This is a genomic window from Pectobacterium versatile, from assembly GCF_020166435.1.
GTDB lineage: Bacteria > Pseudomonadota > Gammaproteobacteria > Enterobacterales > Enterobacteriaceae > Pectobacterium > Pectobacterium versatile.
Genome location: NZ_JAINZP010000025.1, coordinates 41,988 through 60,664 on the forward strand (window position 1 = coordinate 41,988; position 18,677 = coordinate 60,664).

Genomic DNA, 18,677 nt, shown 5'->3' on the forward strand with positions numbered 1-18,677 from the left:
ATTGATTAATTGTGAACCATTAAAAAAAACATAAAATTAAGCTGTTAATAACTCTGGATAAATTAATTCCACGTCATAAACAATTCTATTTTCCCCATTAACGTGAAAATCCCCGTGAACATATCCACCTTGTGTCAGATACGATGGGATATCGTTTAATTTGTTGCGACAAGCGGCAACGAAAGTCAGTAAAGCCAGCGGATAGGTATCATCCAGACGAACATAACGATGCTGTGCGGAGCGAACGAACAAACCACGGTGGAAATGTTGTTCAAACAAAACGTCAGCCAACTGCGCGGCGTAATGTGCCCAAGATTCTGATTGTTTGTGATCGGCCAGTTCGATAACGGTCAACAAAAGTACCGGGCTGGCGATGTGCTGAATCTCTTCTTTGTTCAGCCGTGTCAGCATGGTGTTAACTAGAGCATAAAGGTCCTCATCGCCGCTCAGACGATAAGCACGAACCAGCGGTAATAAATAATCACCTTCTAATGCAAACGGTTTTAATTCCGTACCCGCTTTACCATAATAGCCATCGCGTTTAAAACGGTAGCCTGTCATGTCCTGGCCGTTGTTCCACATCGGGCGCAGTGTATTGCTGGTGACATCGTAGGCGTACTGATAGTAATTTTTTAGCCCTGAAATAACCCAGTTCAGCATTTCTGCATCAGGCTGCGTGCGGAGAATATCCAACATTGCCAGTGGGTTATCAATCAGCAGTGGGCGCATATCGCGGAACAGCACATTGGCTTCACGCGCTATTTCACCGAACTCTGGGCCAAACTGGCGTTGAGCACGATCGCCAAACCAGGATTGCGTCTGGTTATCGTCTTCCGGCACTGGCTGGCGCTGCTGTGGTGAACTGAACTGATACACAGGCATACCAGTTTCTGGGTTGCGGGCCAAAACGTATTGGCGATAAAGATGTTTACCCCAAGCCGCGGCGTGACTATCGCCCGTATATTCTGCGTATTTGAATGCGGCATAAATCAGGTCTGTGCCAGCATTAACAAAAGTTAACCCCTTCGTTAATGGCAGAACAGGCCACTGTGCCGGATCGACGACATCATGGCGGGCATGCAGGAACACATTTGGATCGCGTTTTTTGCTGTAATCACCATGACGGCCTAGATCCAGTGAATCCCAGTCTTCAACGTGTGCGTTCCAGAAACCCTGAAAGAAATTCAGCGTCTTTTCCGCATTAACACGATGCAACAACGCGTAATAGGGCAGGTGGTGTTTTAATTCATGCACCTGAGCTTTGGATTCTGGCCCTTCGCCTGCCAGCGTATCCAGATTAATAAAGCGGTGGCCGCCCCAGAAGAACAGGCCGCTATTATCATCAACGAAATGATCCAGGAAATATTCGCTTTGTGCGATAGCGTGCTGCTGGTAACTCTCATTACCCGTAACGACGCTCATGGCACACAGCGTTCTTAGCCAATTTTGCTGGCTGGCAAAATTAGAAATAGGAGCGCTATGTCCATCTGGGAATGTCCACATCGCAGGTGCATAATTTTCCACATCAAAACCGTCAGCCAATAATAACGTCGGCTGACTTTGGCTGCGGCCTTTCTCCTGAACGCAGGCAATGTGGCTATCGAGTGCTGCAACCCATTCGTCGAGCTGCGATTTCCTGCTGGTGTATAAGCTTTCAAAAATACTCATGGAGTACCTTCTTATGGAACCGTGTGAACAGTTCCTTATAAATAGAAACACTGTTTTGATTGATTATATTGCGCTATTAACCTTGTCGTCATGCACGCAATATCGAAAGTGTGATCAAAGTCGGAACGTTGTTTTGATTTTTTTTAAGAAAGGATTTTGGCAGGAGAAAGAATCATGAAAAACGAAATAACAACTTGAAAAACAAATAAAAAGCACAACCGAAATTGTGCTTTTTATCGTAGGTTGGCGAAATGCCGCTAAGAAAGGTTTCCCTTAGCGAGCCAGCCAGCCACCATCAACGGCAATCGTGTAACCATTGATGTAATCAGATGCGCTGGATGCCAGGAAGACGGATGGGCCCATCAGATCCTGTGGCAAACCCCAACGGCCAGCTGGGATACGATCCAGAATTTCTTTGCTGCGTTCTTCATCAGCGCGCAGTTGCTGGGTATTGTTGGTAGCCATATATCCCGGTGCAATTGCGTTGACGTTGATACCGTGTTTTGCCCACTCGTTCGCCATCAGACGGGTTACACCCATAACGGCGCTTTTTGATGCGGTATAAGAAGGTACGCGGATACCACCCTGGAAGGACAGCATAGAAGCGATGTTGATGATCTTACCGCCTTTACCTTGCTTGATGAACTGGCGAGCAACGGTCTGAGACATAAAGAAAACGCTCTTAATGTTCAGGTTCATTACGTCGTCCCAGTTTTTCTCGCTGAACTCGATCGCATCTTCACGACGGATGATACCGGCGTTGTTGACCAGAATGTCAACGTGACCAAATTCAGCAACAGCTTTCTCTACCAGCTCTGCATGACCAGAGACATTGCTCATGTCGGCAGTCAGGCTCAGGAAACGGCGTCCCAGTGCGGTGACTTTCTCGATAGTGTCTTTAGGTTCAACGATGTTGACGCCGACGATATCACAGCCTGCTTGTGCCAGACCGATAGCCATGCCTTGACCCAAACCCGTATCACAACCCGTGATCAGAGCAACTTTACCTTGCAAATCAAAAGAATTTAAAATCATATCTGTAATCTCTCTATAAGCGACAAAATACTTAGTCGTTAGCTGTTACTGTAGGGAACATCGGTAATTCCGGTTGAAAGCGATTAACGTAACTCGCTAACCTTGACGTGATCCATGTCACCGAAAACTTGATTATCGCCAACCATGCCCCAGATAAAGGTGTAGCGTCTGGTGCTAACACCGGAATGCATCGACCAGATCGGTGAAATCACCGCCCGCTCGTTTTTTATTACTCTAATGACGGGTTTCCTGCTGCTGCCCATCATGTGGAAAACTGCTGTTTCATTACTAACCGTTCTTGGTGAAAGCGCCGGGCGAAACAGATGGTGTTGCGTGGCAGTGACAACGTCACCTGTTCCTCAAACTGCCCGGTTCTTTCTTGTTATGCGGGATGATAGTTTGGATGGGATGTGAATTCAATAAAAATGAAATAATGTTTTATTTATTTCTTGAGGGCCGTCATGGTTTTGCTTATTTTATGTTTCTTCTGGTACTGATGTGGCTAAAATGTCGCAATCCATAGTCATACACTCGTTGTCGTACACGGTTTGTTGGCGCAATAGAAGGTATGGCAATAAAGAGCGTTAGAGGAGAGAGATGATGAGAAGATACTTTATTGATGATGAAACGCCATGGGAAGAGCTGGGCGGTGGCATTAAACGTAAAATCATGACCTGGAGCGATGAGCTAATGATGGTTTACGTGCATTTTGATAAAGATGCGATTGGTACGCCGCACTTCCATGAAATTCACGATCAGATTGCTTATGTTGCCGCTGGCAGCTTTGAAGTCGAGATCGAAGGTGAGAAACGTATCCTGAAAACGGGCGATGCTTATCTGGCAGTGAAAAACGAGATGCACGGTGTGGTCTCGCTGGAAGACGGCAGCGTCCTGATCGATGCTTTCTCGCCTAAGCGAGCTGATTTCCTGTAATGCCTCAAAGCGTGGTCAGCCGATAGACTGGCCACGCTTTCGTCATATCCCACGATGTCTGCTTTTCTATTCTTCTACTTCTTTATTTCTAATTCCTACTCCTAAATCCCTAGACTACATGTTCAGCGGTCAGCTGATTCAGGGAATCCAGCTTATCGTCTGCCAGCACCCAGCGAGCGTCATCGCGAAACTCAGCCTGTGGAATAACGATTGAACGCATGCGTGCTGCTTTGGTTGCGATCATACCGTTCACCGAATCTTCCAGCGTCACACATTGTGTCGGAGGAACGCCGAGTCTGTTTGCTGCATTCAAATACACCTCCGGATGAGGCTTGCTATACGGCAGTGTCTCGGCTGACATTAGGACATCAAAGTAGTGTTCCAAGTTAAACATTCGCAGCACCTGCTGCTGCATGCGGAGCGGCGAAGCGGAAGCTAGTCCAATTTTGAGATTCTGTTCACGGCACAGTTGCAGTGCATGTTCGACGCCGGGCAGAAGGGGGCGCTGTTCGGCAACAAGTTCAATCGCGCGATCGATAATACGGCGGACAACCTCGTCCCGGGCGGGGGTCGCCCAGGGAGAACGCTGATACCAGAGTTCGACCACCATATCGATGCGTAAACCCAAAGTATCTTTCATGGATTCTCGTAGTGAAATGTCTACGCCAAGCGAGGCAATAACCTCCAGTTCGGCCTTGTCCCACAACGGTTCTGAATCAATCAGCAGCCCATCCATATCGAAAATCGCCGCTCGTATAATAGAAGAATCAAAGGACATACCACTGGCTCCGTCAGCAAAGAAAAAGAACATTTACTGATAAACTATACCCTAATAAGTCGAGTTGCAGGGGACTACTCAGGTGGTGCGGGAGATAAAGTGTTGACTGCGCGTAAAGTTACAGTAGGCTACCCGTCGTACTAAAACGATACATTACCGATGTTGCGTCGCTAAGAAGGGGTTCTCATGACGTATCAACAGGCTGGCCGTATTGCCGTCGTTAAACGCATTGCCGGATGGATCCTTTTTATTCCCGCGCTGCTTTCAACCTTCGTCTCGCTAGCTAATTATCTCTACGCTTATACCCAGAAAAAACAGGGCATTGATGCTGTTCTTCTGGATTTTGTGCATCTGATGGTCGACATGGTGCGCTTTAATACGCCTTTCCTGAACATTTTTTGGTACAACTCGCCAGTACCGGATTTCACGCGTTTTTTCAGTGGGGCGACGCTGATGTTTTGGCTGATCTACATCCTGATTTTTATTGGCTTGGCTTTACAGGTTTCGGGTGCCCGGATGTCACGTCAGGCGAAGACCATTAAGGAAGGCATTGAAGATCAACTGATTCTGGAAAAAATGAAAGGTGATGGTGGGAATACGCGTGAGACGCTGGAATCACGTGTTATTGTTCCTGGACACTCGATTTTTGTGCAATTCTTTCCGCTTTATATCCTGCCAGTGATTATCGCGGGTATTGGCTACTTGGTGTTACGTTTACTCGGGTTGCCAGTCTGATTGACGGTCTGGCGCAACGATTGCGCCAGACGCTGAAATGTCCTGCCTACCTTAGATCAAATTTTCCGTATTAGATCAGCAATTGCCGCTCGATGAGCTGTTGTGCCTCAACTATATGCTTGCCGCCGAAAAGATTAGCACGGTTAAGTAGATAGTAAATCTGGTAAATGGGTTGGCGATCGATAAAGCCTTTATCCAGCGGCCATACGCTTTGGTAACCATCATAAATCTGTGCGGGCAGGGTGGGATAGCGTGGCAGCATTGCCAAATCACACTCTCTGTCCCCCCAATAGCAAGCAGGATCGAACAGATACCCCCCATCCTGGCTATTCGCACAATTATCCGGCCACAAATCACCGTGCAAGAGCGACGGCTGAGGTTGATGCCCTGCGAGACGTTCATCGACGCGTGCGATCAGCGTTTCAATGTGGCCGAAATGCATCCCTTTTTCCGCCGCTAGCTGTAATTGCCAGCCGATTCGTTGTTCGGCAAAAAAGGTAGCCCAGCGTCGTTGCCAGCTGTTTGGCTGCGGCGTGGTCGAGAGGTCGTTATCAAAATCCAGCCCAAATTGCGGCTGCTCGCTCCACTGGTGGAGACGTGCTAATTGTTCGCCCAGACACCAGGCGCTGTGGGCATCTAACGGTTTGACGGGCAGATGTTGCAGAAGCAGAAAACTGTAATCACGTGAGCTACCGACGCCATAGACCTCAGGCACACGAACCGTATTGCTGCGGCTCAGTAAGTGAAGCTGATCGGCTTCAGCAGTGAATTTAGCCAGCATTTCGTGACTATCGCATTTTACGAAAACGTCATGCTCGCCGTAGCGGACGTACCAGGCTGGGTGTATTTCACCGCCAGACAATTCGCGGTGTTCCTGAATATCCGCAGTACCGTGATGCTCTTCCAAAAGTCGGCTGATAGCTTGCCACATAAGGTCATCCTCCCGTTGATATTGCCCGATACGATGCTGTTCACTGGGGTGATTCATTTACGGTAATCCATTGTGCACAATAAAAATGGAATCTATCGCACAGTGATAACCGATAGGTCGAGATAGCGAGAAACAAGTATAGTCATAATTAAAAATAGCGGGGTTAGGATGACGCTCAATCCGTTAGATAAGGTAATGAAATAGCGGATTGATGACGTAACCGACGGTTACGTCATGCTAAAAGACTGAGGGCGTGAGGATTACAGCGTGTCGGTGACAACCTGAGATGTTGCCTGACGACGCAATTTAAGCTGGTGGTAGGTCAGTGCTAGCGTAAAGAACAGTGCCTGAACGATGACGATGCAAGGGCCTGTTGCGCCATCGATGTAGAAGCTGATCAGGGTGCCAGCAATACAGGAAATGACGGAAACCAGCGTGGCGACGATAACCATCCGTTCGAAGCGCTTACAGACCATGAAGGCAATAATGCCCGGTGCAATTAGCATCGCGATAACCAGAATAACGCCGACGGCCTGCAAGGATGCGACAATGGTCATCGCCAGCAGGCTCAGCAATCCGTAATGCAGCAGCTTAACGGGCAGGCCGATAACGCGGGCATGATTGGGATCGAAGCAGTACAGCATGAAATCTCGCCGTTTCAATAAAATGATGGCTAGGGTCACTCCGGCAATCAGTAAGATTTGCGTCAGCTCTTGCTGAGTGATGCCCAGCACGTTACCAAACAGAATATGGTTCAGGTGCTGATCGGTATCGATGCGCGCAAACATCACGAGCCCCAACGCGAACATGCCAGAAAAGATGATCCCCATGACCGTGTCTTCTTTAACCCTACTGTGTTCTTTCACGTATCCCGTCGCTACCGCACAAAAAATACCGGAAACGAAAGCTCCGATGACCAGCGGGATCCCCAGTAAAAATGCGACAACGATACCGGGCAACACGGCATGGGAAATGGCATCACCCATTAGCGACCAACCTTTCAGCACCAGATAGCACGACAGCACCGCGCAGACCGTACCAGTGACGACGGCGGCAAGTAGTGCACGCTGCATGAACGGATAGGACAGAGGATCGATGAGCCAGCTAATGAGCGTCATAATGCATCTCCTGATTGATCGCGTAACCGCAGGCGGCGAGAGGCCAGCAACCCATGCTTGGGTGCAAAGACAAATGCCAACAGGAAGACGACGGTTTGCAATGTGACAATCACGCCGCCGGTTGCACCATCAAGGAAGAAGCTCAGGTACGCCCCGACCGCGCTGGTGATCGCGCCCAGAGCAATAGAAAGCACAACCAGACGACCAAATCGATCGGTGAGCAGGTAAGCGGTGGCACCTGGTGTAATCACCATCGCAATTACCAAAATTGCGCCGACAGTTTGCAGTGCTGCGACCGTACAGGCACTCAGCAGCGTAAAGAACAGAATTTTCAGCTTCAGCGGGGAAAGACCGATCGAGCGGGCATGGTTCTCATCAAAGAACACGGCCAGCAGATCCTTCCACAGTAGGCAGAGAATCACGAACGTCACGCCAATGATGATTTCAACTTGCAGGACATCTTCGTCGGCGATGCCCAAAATATTGCCGAAAATGATGGACTGCACGTTAACCGATGTCGGGTTGAGTGAAATAATCAGCAGGCCGACAGCGAAAAACGTTGAGAAAATAAAGCCGATAATCGCATCTTCGCGCAATCGGGTAATGTGGCGGATGAGCGTCATTGCCAGTGCGGCAAGCATACCGGTAAAAAATGCACCCGCCGCGTAGGGCAGGCCCAGAGCATAGGCTCCTGCAACACCGGGGACGACAGAGTGGGAGAGCGCATCGCCCATCAACGACCAGCCTTTCAGCATCAGGTACGCCGAAAGAAAAGCACACACGCCGCCGACAATCGCGCTGACCCAGATCGCCTTGACCATGTAGTTATAGCTGAATGGCTGCAACAGGATATCGATCATCAGGGCTTTTTCTCCTCCGGTATTACGCGTGACGCAGGAGGATCGCTCTTGGTCGATCCATAGAACACGGCAGGACGCTCATCGTCTGTCAACACTGTCACCGAGCGGACATCATCATCATCGTGAAGATGAGAACCTCCGAGGTTGATGTGTCGCAGAACACCGCCGAACGTTTTCTCCAAATTGCTTTGGGTAAAGGTGCTGTGCGTCGGTCCTGCGGCTAAAACGGTGCGATTAACCAAAATAACGTTGTCACAAAACTCAGGAACGCTACCGAGGTTATGGGTTGCCACCAGAATCAAATGCCCTTCATCACGCAAGGTGCGAAGCAGATCGATAATGGCGTTCTCTGTTTTAACGTCTACGCCAGTAAAAGGCTCATCCAGCAGCAACACACTGCCTTGTTGAGCCAGCGCCCGCGCCAAAAAGACGCGTTTTTTCTGTCCACCGGACAGTTCACCGATCTGACGATGTTGCAGCGTCGATAGCCCGACGCGCTCCAGCGATTCCGCCACAATAGTGCGGTCTTGTTTGCTGGGGATGCGCAGGAAATTCATCCTCCCATAGCGGCCCATCATGACTACGTCGGAAACCAAAACGGGGAAATTCCAGTCTACGTCTTCCGTTTGTGGAACATAGGCAACCAGATTCTGTTTCAGCGCTTGGTAGATCGGTTGCTGGTTGAGCAGTACCTGCCCTGAGGTGGGTTTGACCAACCCCATGATGCTTTTGAACAACGTCGATTTTCCGCTGCCGTTTACGCCAACCAAGGCGCAAATCGTACCGCCGCTCAGAGAAAACGAAGCGTGGCGAATGGCCTGATGCCCGTTGCTGTAAGTAACCGAAACATCATTGACTTCTAATGACTGTACGGCTCGATCACTACTCATTGATTAAATCCTTTAGCGATGGTTTCCACCGTCACTTTTAACAGGTCGATATAGGTTGGCACAGGGCCTTTTTCCGTAGACAACGAATCAACATACAACACGCCGCCATATTTCGCCCCCGTTTCTTTGCTGACCTGTTTTGCTGGCTTATCGGAAACGGTGCTTTCGCTGAAGACTACAGGAATGGCCTTCTCACGCACGGTATCGATCACCCGACGTACCTGCTGCGGTGAGCCTTGTTCATCGGCGTTGATTGGCCAGAGATAAACTTCATTAAACTGGTAATCTTTCGCCAGATAGCTAAATGCGCCTTCGCTGGTCACTAACCAACGCTGCTGCACTGGGATACGGGAGAGACGCTCACGCAGCGGAGTGTCGAGAGCATTGATTTTTTCGGCATAGGCTTTCGCGTTACGGTTATACGTCTCTGCATTGGTCGGATCGGCTTGAACCAGACCTTTACGGATATTTTCGATATAGATTAATGCATTGGAGGGAGACATCCAGGCATGCGGGTTTGGGTTGCCATTGTAGGCACCTTCACGGATAGGAAGCGGTGTGATGCCTTCTGTCACCACAACTGAGGGGACGTTTTTTACGTTCTCGAAAAAGCGAGTAAACCAGCGTTCGAGATTCATGCCGTTCCACAGCACCAGTTGTGCAGACTGTGTCTTCACGATATCACGCGGTGTTGGTTGATAATCATGAATCTCTGCGCCGGGTTTAGTGATGGATTCGACCGTTGCGGCATCTCCCGCTATGTTCTGGGCAATATCCTGAATGATAGTAAAGGTGGTAATGACTTTGAGTTTTTCAGTCGCTTGAGCGGATGTGCTGGCTAAAAGCAGCAATGAGCACGGCAGTGCAACACGGCGAAACAGGGCAGACAAAGGGATGTGAAAGCCAATCATGCGGATATCCTTACAAACCGTGAAAATATTATTTGAGAATAATTATCAATATCATTTAAGTCAAGGGGCACAGAAGAGCGTGGAGTCAATATAGAGGGGTGTCTCATGACACAAGAAGTCACTGTTCGCAGGCACGTAGCACGCGCTTGCGCGGGTAAGGAATGCATCATGCTCCTTTGGTAACAGGAATATTGCTTTAATTTAATGAATCGTACTTAAGGTTACAACGAAAGTCTAACGGTAACGATGATGGTCTGGTGCACACATGGTAAGGCTTATATCAAAAAACGGGAAAAAAATGATATAGCCTTAAAAAAACCTCGATGGCTGCCGATAAACCATAAATAATGTAAGTGATACCTCTGGATTTTTAATACGAAAGGATTGTGAGTGATATGAGTACTAAATCAGAACGACGCTGGAAGTTGGCAAGTATAGTGTTATTGACTTTTCTTGTGGTGTTACTAGCTTTTTTGATTCAAACAAGTTAATTCCCAGCGAGGCAAAACAATTAGGTTATAAATAATATTCATTATGTAATGTATTAATGCAAAAGCCATAGATAGCATAAAACCGACAATTGATTTTAAACATTGATATAAGCATGCCAATTATAGCTTTTTGTTATAATTGCATGGGCTTTTTTTTTCAGCGTTGTGACAGCTGTAGGGTATTCTTATTGCATAATTGAATCCAAAGAGTGTTTATTGTGTGGCATCAAAAGATGCCTGTAAATATAGATGTCAGGTAGTGCTATCGTGTATTAATGAATCAGTAATGGCGTGAATTTGTGCGGCATGTCCACGACCGATAAAAAATGCCTTGCCATCGTTTACAGAGTGTGTAATAACGATTCTGGGTAAAACGAGGTACAGTTCTGTATATGAATGGCATTTTCAGTAAAGAAGACTTAAATACAACCTTTAGCGTTGCATGCTGCTTCTCTGCCGATCCTTATCTTAGTGCCTCAAGCAGTAACGACTCTGGTTTGTCTGTATAACGCCTTTTGGGCGGTTTAAACAATTAAAGGAAATATTTGAAATGGCAAAGATTAAAGGTCAGGTTAAGTGGTTCAACGAGTCTAAAGGCTTTGGTTTCATCACTCCTGCTGACGGCAGCAAAGATGTATTCGTACACTTCTCTGCAATTCAAGGCAACGGCTTCAAAACTCTGGCTGAAGGCCAGAACGTAGAATTCGAAATTCAGGATGGCCAGAAAGGTCCTTCCGCAGTAAACGTCACTGCGCTGTAGTTTTACAGCTCTGTTGCAAAACCCGCCATGGTGCGGGTTTTTTGTTGTCTGCGTTTTATCTGCACCTGTGATGCAATGAAAACATTTTTAATGAGGAAAATGTGCCGATGAGTTATCAGTGTCCGCTATGCCAGTTACCTCTGGAGCGACACCCGCGGCAATGGACGTGTGGTAAACATAGCTTTGACTGCGCGAAAGAAGGGTACGTCAACCTGCTGCCAGTACAGTTTAAGCGCTCGAAGCAACCTGGCGATAGTGCGGAAATGATGCAGGCTCGGCGCAGCTTTTTGGAGGCTGGCCACTATCAACCGTTACGCGAAGTCGTGGCGCAACGTGTTGATACTATTGTGGCAGATGACGCTGCTGCGCTGTTAGATATCGGCTGTGGTGAAGGGTATTACACCGCGGAGCTGGCGCATCGTCTTATATCGCACAGAACGATGACGATCTACGGACTGGATGTGTCCAAAGCGGCGATTCAGCGCGCGGCAAAGCGATATGAAAACGTTGAGTTTTGCGTTGCATCCAGCCAGAGACTGCCTTTTCGCGACGAATCCCTTGATGCTGTGGTAAAAATTTACGCACCGTGTAATGACGCGGAGCTACAGCGCACCATTAAGGTTGGTGGTTGGGTGGTGACGGTGTCTCCGGGCCCACGACATCTTTATCAACTAAAGGCGGAAGTTTACGATGAGGTGCTATTGCACCCGAGCAAAGATGAAATGCTCGTAGGTTTTCAGCTTATGGATCAGCAGGCGATCGCGTATCCAATGCAGCTATCTGGGAGTGAGGCAGCAGCGCTATTACACATGACGCCCTTTGCCTGGCGGGCAACACCAGAAGTCAGCGAGCGGTTGCAAGCAACCATATTGTTTAACTGTGAAACAGATTTTATTATCCGCCTGCATCAGCGTGTTGAGAACGATGCTATCGTGTGATCGGGAAGAATAAAAACGGGCAGCACGATAGTCGGGTTGCCCGTTGATCTGAAGTATGACGGGTATATCAGGCGGCGTAGCCGAGGTGTTCATACAGGATATTACAGCCGATACCAATCAGAACCAGCCCACCCATAATTTCTGCTTTTTTACCGAGAATCGGGCCGATATAGCGGCCAATCATCATTCCGAGCGTGACCATAATCATGGTGGCACAGCCAATGACCATGGCGGTATGGAAAATATTGACCTGAAGAAAAGCTAACCCGACGCCAATTGCCATGGCATCCAAGCTGGTGGCAACCGCGGTACAAACTAGCAGTGCCAGACTATGGTTTTTGACTTTTTCGCAGCGGCAGTCTGAAGAACCTTTGAGTCCCTCAACGATCATGCGGCCACCCAGAATCAGTAACAGGGTAAAGGCAACCCAGTGATCCCATTCGAGAATATATTGGCTGGCAAAAAAGCCAAGTGCCCAGCCGATGAGCGGGGTGATAGCTTCGATAACACCAAAGATAAGGCCGGTACGAATGGCATCGCGGAAACGGGGATTATGCAGTACGGCACCTTTACCAATTGACGCGGCGAAGGCATCCATTGACATACCAAATGCTAGGATAAGTGTTGCTGACATGTTCATTTTAAGTAGCCTCGGCTGGACGATTAACCATATCCACGCAGATCATCTCCAACCCGATAGATGATGCCACGTGTCTATGGTCTCGCCTGCCAATCACGCTTGGCCGCCCGCACCACGTTTATGCTCCGATAATATGGAGATAGAACGAGTATGTTGATACGAGCATTTCTGACGAGTTACTATGAATAATGACTAATCAGAAATCGGCTACTCCCCAATGACGGCGCAACCTTACCATATTATTTATGGTGCAAACAACACTAAAAGTTTTAAGTGTTAATAATGCAATTGATAATTATTTTCATTTAGTGATTGGTAATGAGGAATCGTATAAAATAACGACAGAGTTATTGTGGTTAAAATACCATCTAAACATGAGGTGTATAGCTAACGTTATTTTAAATAATTTAAAGGTAAACTTACCTCATTGATTTTCAATCATAAATTTATATATTCTCTCTAAATCGTCGAGCTGTGCAACCTGTATCAATAAACGACGCTTCTCAAGTTCGATAACTAATACGCCATCCTCAGATAAATTCATATTTTTAATTCTGATATAAGGAATGAATATATTCGCATAAAAGAATCCGGTTGATTTAAAAACCAGTTTGGGACGGCGAATATAAGCTAGATAGCACGCCATGAAGGCCAGAGAAATCAAAAGATAGGTGGTGATAATGGCACCATTGCTCATCACATTCTGATAAATAAGAATGCCGACTAAGCCGATAAAAATCAGCGTATCGAGTCGATTCATCCGCTTTAAGGGGACGAGGAGCTGCGTTTTCCCTTTGAGTTTATCCATGATGAACTCATCGTAGATGGCATAAACCAGTGCTAATGCAATCAACACCACCAGCGTGATATCCGTCATCGTCATCCGTATTACCCTTGTCCGTTAACTATTTGTGTCCGTGAATAACAATGGCCGGGCGTATTGGCACCCGGCCATTGAACATTACACGCCGAGCAGACCGATCCAGTACCCGAAGATACCAATAGCGAAGAAGCCCATAATCAGCCACAGCGCATTTACCTTGCGCCGTAACAACCACATACAGCCGAACGTCAGCAGTAGGGGAACGAGCCCCGGCATGAGCTGGTCAAGGATGGATTGAACGGTGGTCACCGTGGTTTCCCCGTTCTGATTCGTCACTGTCGACACCACCATCGGGATGTTGACGTGAGTCCATTTATTGACCAATGCCCCCATGACGAACAAGCCGAGGATAGAGGCCGCTTCGGTCATTTTTTGCAGGAAACCGCCGCCCATATCGCTGACGATATCGATCCCCTTGCGGTAGCCATAGGCGACGCCATAGTAACGCACCAACAGGCGAACCAAGTTAAATAGGACGAAGAAGAGGACGGGCCCCAACAGGCTGCCGCTCATCGCAATCCCTGCGCCTAGTGCGGCGAAGACCGGACGGGCAGTGCCCCAGAATATCGGGTCGCCGACGCCAGCCAGCGGCCCCATCAGCCCGACTTTCAGACCGTTTATCGCTGCGTCATCAATGGGAGCGCCGTTAGCACGTTGCTCTTCCATCGCCATCGTAACGCCGAGTATCGGAGCGGCAACAAAAGGCTGCGTATTGAAAAACTCCAAATGGCGCTTGATCGCTTGTTTACGTTCTTCCGAGTTTTCAGGATAAAGACGGCGAATCACCGGCACCATGGAAAAACAGAAGCCGAGTGCCTGCATACGTTCAAAGTTCCAGGAACCTTGAAACAGATTGGAACGGATAAACACTGCACGGATATCGCTAGCAGTGAGTTTTTTGACTTTCGTATTTTCGACCATTTTTCTCACTCCTGTTAATCCAGTTCGTTATCAAGACCGTTATTGCCTGATGCGACAGACTGGCCTTGAACCTTGTTATATTTCGGGCTGAGTTGGATATACAGCACCGCCATCACAATACCGATTACGCCCAGAGCCACCAGATTGAACTCAGTGAAGGCAGCGGTAACGAAACCAAGATAGAAGAACGGCATCAGGTAACCCGCGCGCATCATGTTGATGACCATCGCGTAACCGACAACAACGATCATCCCACCGGCGATATTCAAGCCGTTGGTGACAACGTCTGGGATGGAGTTGAGCAGGGCGTGAACGGCGTCGGTGCCAACGGAAACGGCAACGATCACTGCAGGAATCGCGATACGCATGGCTTGCAGCAGTAAGGCAGAAACGTGAATCCAACTGATAGCCGTGAGATTACCTCGCTCTGCCGCGCTGTCTGCCGCATGCTGGAACGCAACTGTGATGGTACGAACAATGATGGTTAAGACTTGCCCGGCTGCCGCAAGCGGAATCGCCAGAGCAATCCCAGCACCAATCCCTTGACCGCCAGCAATAACCAGAATGGTTGAGATAATGGACGCCAGCGCCGCATCTGGTGCTACGGCTGCACCGATGTTCATCCAGCCTAACGCGATCATTTCCAGCGTACCGCCAATAATGATCCCGGTTTTTAAATCACCTAATACTGCGCCAATCAGCGTACAAGCGACGAGTGGACGGTGGAACTGGAATTCATCAAGAATCGAACCCATCCCCGAAACACATGCGACGAGAAATATCAGCACAATTTGAAGTGTGGTAATCTCCATCGTACTTCTCCTATAAAATGTGTCTGAGTAAAATAAATCGCCATCCCCGTTGTTTTTCAAGGTCAACGTAAAGTTTTCCATGTCGACATAAAGCTTTTCAATATCGACATAAATACCTATCTTGAAAATCGTCAGGTCTATAAAACTATTATTGATGGTGACAGTAGCGTTAATAACCTTCGCAGCACGATAGGTATCAACGCGGCATTTTGTTAATCAAGTCCATCATTTTAATCTGGGAATCGGTTGATACTTTTCGAACCTCCAATTCAATACCGCGTTTATCTAATTCATGGAATGCCGCAATATCCTTCTCATCGATAGAGACAGCATTATTCACCTGCGTTTTCCCCTGTTTGAATGCCATCCCACCAATATTAACCGAGGTGATGTTTACGCCATTTTCGATCAGCGTTAATACATCCGTCGGATTGGTGAACAACAGCATCACGCGGTCGGCGGCATATTTCGGATTGTCATAAACACGAACGGCCTTTGCCACATCCACCACGTGCGCGGTAACGCCCGGTGGCGCAACTTGAGTCAGCAACGTTTTACGCACATGATCGGCAGCAACTTCATCGCTGACAACAATAATGCGCGAAACATTGGTTTCTTTCGTCCAGCGGGTGGCGACCTGACCATGAATCAGACGGTCGTCGATACGAGCCAACCCAATCTTCATATGTTCGCCGGGTCCTGCCGGTGTGGGGACTGCTTTTGGGGGCGGTGGAGGAGAAGGGGGGGCTACTTTGGCTTTTTCCTGATGTTTCAGGGCTTTTACGCCATCTCTACCAGCTTCCAACGCGATAGAAACCAGATCGGAGAAGGACGGGTTATCATCCCGAGCCATAAAGGTTTCCGCTAGCATGGGAATATTCACGCCAGCGATAACATCATGGTTTTCTTTGTCGGTGACGAGGCGGCTGGCGGCGTTGAACGGGCTGCCGCCCCAGGTATCAACGAGAAACAGCACGCCTTGTGATGTGTCTAACTGCGTGAGTTTTTCCTGATATTTTTCTATCAATGTTTCGGCGTTTTCTCCAGGAACGAAATCAATCCAGGCGACATTACTTTGCTCGCCAAGAATCATTTCTGCTGTCTTTAACAGCGGTCCCGCAGTGGCGCCGTGAGTGCATAACATGATTGCAATACTCACTTGCTACCTCCTCACGTTCACGATCAAAAAAGAGTCAATGTGTCAGGAAACCGGGTTAGCGTTAAGTCGCTCAACGTTAACCGTCGTGGTATTAGTATGGCTGCAAGAAAAAATTTTACCGTGGATTCATGACATTCACTGCGTTCCTCCACGTTGTCAGGCGAGAAATTGTGACGGACAGATTTATTTTACTTATCGAAAAAATAAATAGTGTGATGATGCTCTAATGCTGACCAGTTAAGCTGAGGGCTAAAATTGGTGTAAGCGAAATATGTAAATTTTAGCATGTTATCAATGCGAGGCTGGTCTAAGAAATTCTTTGTGAAAATTGGTAACAACCTGTTAAAGTAAACATCCCTCAAATTGCTTAGGAGCACCGGGCATCAGCCCTTCCCATGGACTGTCACCGACAAAACGTTCTCTGTTTTCCCGCTAATGCTGGCGGTTTTCTGTACTCAGTTGGTCACTCAGACCACATTCAGAATCTCTCTGATTCACACCAACTCTTTTTATTACCATTCAATGCGGCTCATTATTCATTGATGTCATCTGCTCGTTCATTTTCTGGAGTCTGACATGGAATTTTTGCTAGATCCTTCAATCTGGGCAGGTTTATTGACGCTGGTGGTACTGGAAATTGTTCTGGGTATCGATAATTTGGTGTTTATCGCCATTTTGGCGGATAAATTACCTCCCAAACAGCGAGATAAAGCCCGCATTATCGGTTTAAGCTTGGCGCTGTTAATGCGTCTGGGGCTGTTGTCTTTGATTTCTTGGATGGTCACACTGACGCGTCCACTGTTTAGCCTTGGCGATTTCAGCTTCTCGGGTCGTGACCTGATTTTGCTGTTCGGCGGTGTGTTCCTGCTGTTCAAAGCCACGATGGAGTTGCATGAACGGCTAGAGAATAAAACGCACGATGGCAACGGGAATCGCGCCCACGCCAGTTTCTGGGCCGTGGTGGCACAGATCGTCGTGCTGGACGCTGTGTTTTCACTGGATGCTGTGATTACTGCGGTGGGCATGGTAGATCATCTGGGCGTCATGATGACGGCGGTGATCATCGCAATGGGCGTCATGCTGATTGCTTCTAAACCGTTGACCAACTTTGTCAACGAGCATCCAACGGTGGTTGTCCTGTGTCTCAGCTTCTTGCTGATGATTGGTTTGAGCCTGATGGCGGAAGGTCTTGGCTTCCATATTCCGAAAGGTTATCTGTACGCGGCGATTGGCTTCTCTATTCTGATCGAAATGTTTAACCAGATTGCCCGTCATAACTTTATGAAGCATCAGTCGCACCGTCCTTTGCGTGAACGTACCGCAGAGGCCATTCTGCGCCTGATGGGCTCACGGAAAAACACGGACGACGTGGATGCGGATGAACCGCAGAAGAAGCTCACAATAGAGGAATTCGCCGAAGAAGAGCGCAATATGATCAGCGGTGTGCTGACGTTAGCCTCGCGTTCACTGCGAAGCGTGATGACGCCGCGGACTGAAATTTCCTGGGTGGATAGTGCAAGTTCTGTCGAACAGATCCGTATGCAATTGCTGGATACGCCTCACAGTCTGTTCCCAATCTGTCGCGGGTCGCTGGATGAAATTATCGGCGTGGTCCGTGCTAAAGATCTGCTGGTGGCGCTGGAAACACAGACCGATGTAGAGAGCTTTGCCGCGGCTAACTCGCCAATTGTGGTGCCGGAAACGCTGGATGTGATTAATCTGCTGCCCGTCCTGCGTCGTGCGAAAGGTAGCCTGGTGATCATCGCCAATGAATTTGGTGTGGTGCAAGGGTTGGTAACGCCGCTGGATGTGCTGGAAGCGATTGCGGGTGAATTCCCAGATGAAGACGAAACGTTGGATATTATTCCGGACGGCGAAGGCTGGCTGGTGAAAGGCGGAACGGATTTGCACGCTTTGCAACAGGTAGTGGATAGCAGCGATCTGGTTGACCCGAAGGAAGAGTACGCTTCACTGGCGGGGATGCTGTTGGCGCATAGTGATGAGTTCCCGAAAGTCGGTGCTATCATCGAGCTGTACCATCTGCGTTTCCATATCATCGAGGTTTCCGAATACCGTATTGAATTGGTGCGTGTAGAACGCATCGTCGAGCAAGATGATGAAGACGCGTAATTAGAACCGCATGAGCTAATTGCACAAAAAAGCCCCGACAATGGCATAATGCTTGTCAGTTAAGCTTTTGAAGGTAGCCGTAAC

The 18,677-nt window shown here is 48.3% G+C and carries 19 protein-coding genes and 1 pseudogene; 6 read left to right on the plus strand and 14 right to left on the minus strand.

All coding sequences use genetic code 11. The annotated features are described in order from the left end of the window. Positions 1-36 precede the first annotated feature (36 nt). From pelW to K7X24_RS19400, 3 genes and pseudogenes are all read right to left on the minus strand, one after another. Positions 37-1,668 (minus strand): pectate disaccharide-lyase PelW, encoded by a 1,632-nt coding sequence (gene pelW / locus K7X24_RS19390; protein ID WP_224557710.1) that lies wholly within the window; start codon positions 1,666-1,668, stop codon positions 37-39. A gap of 273 nt (positions 1,669-1,941) precedes the next feature. Further along, entirely contained in the window at positions 1,942-2,703 is a 762-nt protein-coding gene (gene kduD / locus K7X24_RS19395) for a 2-dehydro-3-deoxy-D-gluconate 5-dehydrogenase KduD (protein WP_044207793.1), read from the minus strand. An 83-nt stretch (positions 2,704-2,786) separates the two neighbouring features. Next, positions 2,787-2,996 (minus strand): annotated as a pseudogene (locus K7X24_RS19400) (5-dehydro-4-deoxy-D-glucuronate isomerase); the annotation flags it as partial. A gap of 307 nt (positions 2,997-3,303) precedes the next feature. Between K7X24_RS19400 and K7X24_RS19405 the strand changes: the two are divergent. Further along, positions 3,304-3,636 carry a cupin domain-containing protein gene (locus K7X24_RS19405; RefSeq protein ID WP_198999098.1) on the plus strand — a complete coding sequence of 111 codons (333 nt, stop codon included), beginning with the start codon at positions 3,304-3,306 and terminating at the stop codon, positions 3,634-3,636. A gap of 109 nt (positions 3,637-3,745) precedes the next feature. Here the strand turns inward: K7X24_RS19405 and hxpB are convergent, their stop codons facing one another. Continuing rightward, positions 3,746-4,414, minus strand: a complete 669-nt coding sequence (gene hxpB / locus K7X24_RS19410; protein ID WP_224557720.1) for a hexitol phosphatase HxpB — start codon at positions 4,412-4,414, stop codon at positions 3,746-3,748. Positions 4,415-4,600: 186 nt separating this feature from the next. Here hxpB and K7X24_RS19415 point away from each other — a divergent pair, with 186 nt between their 5' ends. Next, positions 4,601-5,149: a YniB family protein gene (locus K7X24_RS19415; RefSeq protein WP_044207798.1), complete on the plus strand. Its 549-nt coding sequence runs from the start codon at positions 4,601-4,603 to the stop codon at positions 5,147-5,149. A gap of 70 nt (positions 5,150-5,219) precedes the next feature. On the opposite strand, the gene K7X24_RS19420 is transcribed toward K7X24_RS19415, so the two are convergent. From K7X24_RS19420 to K7X24_RS19440, 5 genes are all read right to left on the minus strand, one after another. Continuing rightward, the gene (locus K7X24_RS19420; protein WP_224557749.1) at positions 5,220-6,080 is read right to left on the minus strand and encodes a fructosamine kinase family protein; all 861 of its coding nucleotides are present in this window, start codon (positions 6,078-6,080) and stop codon (positions 5,220-5,222) included. A gap of 260 nt (positions 6,081-6,340) precedes the next feature. Continuing rightward, complete coding sequence (locus tag K7X24_RS19425) at positions 6,341-7,198, minus strand: metal ABC transporter permease (protein ID WP_103860780.1); 858 nt, start codon at positions 7,196-7,198, stop codon at positions 6,341-6,343. Beyond that, on the minus strand, positions 7,195-8,058 hold the full coding sequence (locus tag K7X24_RS19430) for a metal ABC transporter permease (protein ID WP_224557722.1): 864 nt from the start codon (positions 8,056-8,058) through the stop codon (positions 7,195-7,197). The genes K7X24_RS19425 and K7X24_RS19430 overlap by 4 nt, the downstream gene beginning before the upstream one ends. Further along, positions 8,058-8,948: a manganese/iron ABC transporter ATP-binding protein gene (locus K7X24_RS19435; RefSeq protein ID WP_224557724.1), complete on the minus strand. Its 891-nt coding sequence runs from the start codon at positions 8,946-8,948 to the stop codon at positions 8,058-8,060. The genes K7X24_RS19430 and K7X24_RS19435 overlap by 1 nt, the downstream gene beginning before the upstream one ends. Further along, positions 8,945-9,859: a metal ABC transporter substrate-binding protein gene (locus K7X24_RS19440; RefSeq protein ID WP_224557726.1), complete on the minus strand. Its 915-nt coding sequence runs from the start codon at positions 9,857-9,859 to the stop codon at positions 8,945-8,947. Before K7X24_RS19440 ends, K7X24_RS19435 begins: the two co-directional genes overlap by 4 nt. Positions 9,860-10,742: 883 nt before the next feature. Between K7X24_RS19440 and K7X24_RS19445 the strand changes: the two genes are divergently transcribed. The 3 genes from K7X24_RS19445 to rlmA all read left to right on the plus strand — a co-directional run bounded on the left by K7X24_RS19445 (position 10,743) and on the right by rlmA (position 12,048). After that, positions 10,743-10,859, plus strand: coding sequence for a DUF2627 domain-containing protein (locus tag K7X24_RS19445; RefSeq protein WP_224557728.1), 117 nt, complete (start codon positions 10,743-10,745; stop codon positions 10,857-10,859). A 41-nt stretch (positions 10,860-10,900) separates the two neighbouring features. Continuing rightward, a complete protein-coding gene (cspE, locus tag K7X24_RS19450) occupies positions 10,901-11,110 on the plus strand; it encodes a transcription antiterminator/RNA stability regulator CspE (RefSeq protein WP_005968829.1) in 210 nt (69 codons plus the stop codon). Between the two features lie 107 nt (positions 11,111-11,217). Continuing rightward, positions 11,218-12,048 carry a 23S rRNA (guanine(745)-N(1))-methyltransferase gene (rlmA, locus tag K7X24_RS19455; RefSeq protein ID WP_224557730.1) on the plus strand — a complete coding sequence of 277 codons (831 nt, stop codon included), beginning with the start codon at positions 11,218-11,220 and terminating at the stop codon, positions 12,046-12,048. 67 nt (positions 12,049-12,115) lie between these two features. On the opposite strand, the gene mntP is transcribed toward rlmA, so the two are convergent. The 5 genes from mntP to manX all read right to left on the minus strand — a co-directional run bounded on the left by mntP (position 12,116) and on the right by manX (position 16,463). Then, positions 12,116-12,688, minus strand: a complete 573-nt coding sequence (gene mntP / locus K7X24_RS19460) for a manganese efflux pump MntP (protein WP_224557740.1) — start codon at positions 12,686-12,688, stop codon at positions 12,116-12,118. Between the two features lie 424 nt (positions 12,689-13,112). Continuing rightward, the gene (locus K7X24_RS19465; protein WP_103940420.1) at positions 13,113-13,571 is read right to left on the minus strand and encodes a DUF986 family protein; all 459 of its coding nucleotides are present in this window, start codon (positions 13,569-13,571) and stop codon (positions 13,113-13,115) included. Between the two features lie 78 nt (positions 13,572-13,649). After that, entirely contained in the window at positions 13,650-14,492 is an 843-nt protein-coding gene (locus K7X24_RS19470; protein WP_224557741.1) for a PTS mannose transporter subunit IID, read from the minus strand. Positions 14,493-14,506: 14 nt separating this feature from the next. Continuing rightward, positions 14,507-15,304: a PTS mannose/fructose/sorbose transporter subunit IIC gene (locus K7X24_RS19475; protein WP_039300201.1), complete on the minus strand. Its 798-nt coding sequence runs from the start codon at positions 15,302-15,304 to the stop codon at positions 14,507-14,509. A 196-nt stretch (positions 15,305-15,500) separates the two neighbouring features. Next, positions 15,501-16,463, minus strand: a complete 963-nt coding sequence (gene manX / locus K7X24_RS19480; protein WP_224557744.1) for a PTS mannose transporter subunit IIAB — start codon at positions 16,461-16,463, stop codon at positions 15,501-15,503. 576 nt (positions 16,464-17,039) lie between these two features. Between manX and K7X24_RS19485 the strand changes: the two genes are divergently transcribed. Beyond that, positions 17,040-18,593, plus strand: coding sequence for a TerC family protein (locus K7X24_RS19485; RefSeq protein WP_224557745.1), 1,554 nt, complete (start codon positions 17,040-17,042; stop codon positions 18,591-18,593). Positions 18,594-18,677 lie beyond the last annotated feature (84 nt).

Bases quoted from the DNA above. Each gene is read 5' to 3' on its own strand.
- pelW (WP_224557710.1), bottom strand. From the start codon at position 1,668: ATGAGTATTTTTGAAAGCTTATACACCAGCAGGAAATCGCAGCTCGAC.
- kduD (WP_044207793.1), bottom strand. From the start codon at position 2,703: ATGATTTTAAATTCTTTTGATTTGCAAGGTAAAGTTGCTCTGATCACG.
- K7X24_RS19405 (WP_198999098.1), top strand. From the start codon at position 3,304: ATGAGAAGATACTTTATTGATGATGAAACGCCATGGGAAGAGCTGGGC.
- hxpB (WP_224557720.1), bottom strand. From the start codon at position 4,414: ATGTCCTTTGATTCTTCTATTATACGAGCGGCGATTTTCGATATGGAT.
- K7X24_RS19415 (WP_044207798.1), top strand. From the start codon at position 4,601: ATGACGTATCAACAGGCTGGCCGTATTGCCGTCGTTAAACGCATTGCC.
- K7X24_RS19420 (WP_224557749.1), bottom strand. From the start codon at position 6,080: ATGTGGCAAGCTATCAGCCGACTTTTGGAAGAGCATCACGGTACTGCG.
- K7X24_RS19425 (WP_103860780.1), bottom strand. From the start codon at position 7,198: ATGACGCTCATTAGCTGGCTCATCGATCCTCTGTCCTATCCGTTCATG.
- K7X24_RS19430 (WP_224557722.1), bottom strand. From the start codon at position 8,058: ATGATCGATATCCTGTTGCAGCCATTCAGCTATAACTACATGGTCAAG.
- K7X24_RS19435 (WP_224557724.1), bottom strand. From the start codon at position 8,948: ATGAGTAGTGATCGAGCCGTACAGTCATTAGAAGTCAATGATGTTTCG.
- K7X24_RS19440 (WP_224557726.1), bottom strand. From the start codon at position 9,859: ATGATTGGCTTTCACATCCCTTTGTCTGCCCTGTTTCGCCGTGTTGCA.
- K7X24_RS19445 (WP_224557728.1), top strand. From the start codon at position 10,743: ATGAATGGCATTTTCAGTAAAGAAGACTTAAATACAACCTTTAGCGTT.
- cspE (WP_005968829.1), top strand. From the start codon at position 10,901: ATGGCAAAGATTAAAGGTCAGGTTAAGTGGTTCAACGAGTCTAAAGGC.
- rlmA (WP_224557730.1), top strand. From the start codon at position 11,218: ATGAGTTATCAGTGTCCGCTATGCCAGTTACCTCTGGAGCGACACCCG.
- mntP (WP_224557740.1), bottom strand. From the start codon at position 12,688: ATGAACATGTCAGCAACACTTATCCTAGCATTTGGTATGTCAATGGAT.
- K7X24_RS19465 (WP_103940420.1), bottom strand. From the start codon at position 13,571: ATGACGATGACGGATATCACGCTGGTGGTGTTGATTGCATTAGCACTG.
- K7X24_RS19470 (WP_224557741.1), bottom strand. From the start codon at position 14,492: ATGGTCGAAAATACGAAAGTCAAAAAACTCACTGCTAGCGATATCCGT.
- K7X24_RS19475 (WP_039300201.1), bottom strand. From the start codon at position 15,304: ATGGAGATTACCACACTTCAAATTGTGCTGATATTTCTCGTCGCATGT.
- K7X24_RS19485 (WP_224557745.1), top strand. From the start codon at position 17,040: ATGGAATTTTTGCTAGATCCTTCAATCTGGGCAGGTTTATTGACGCTG.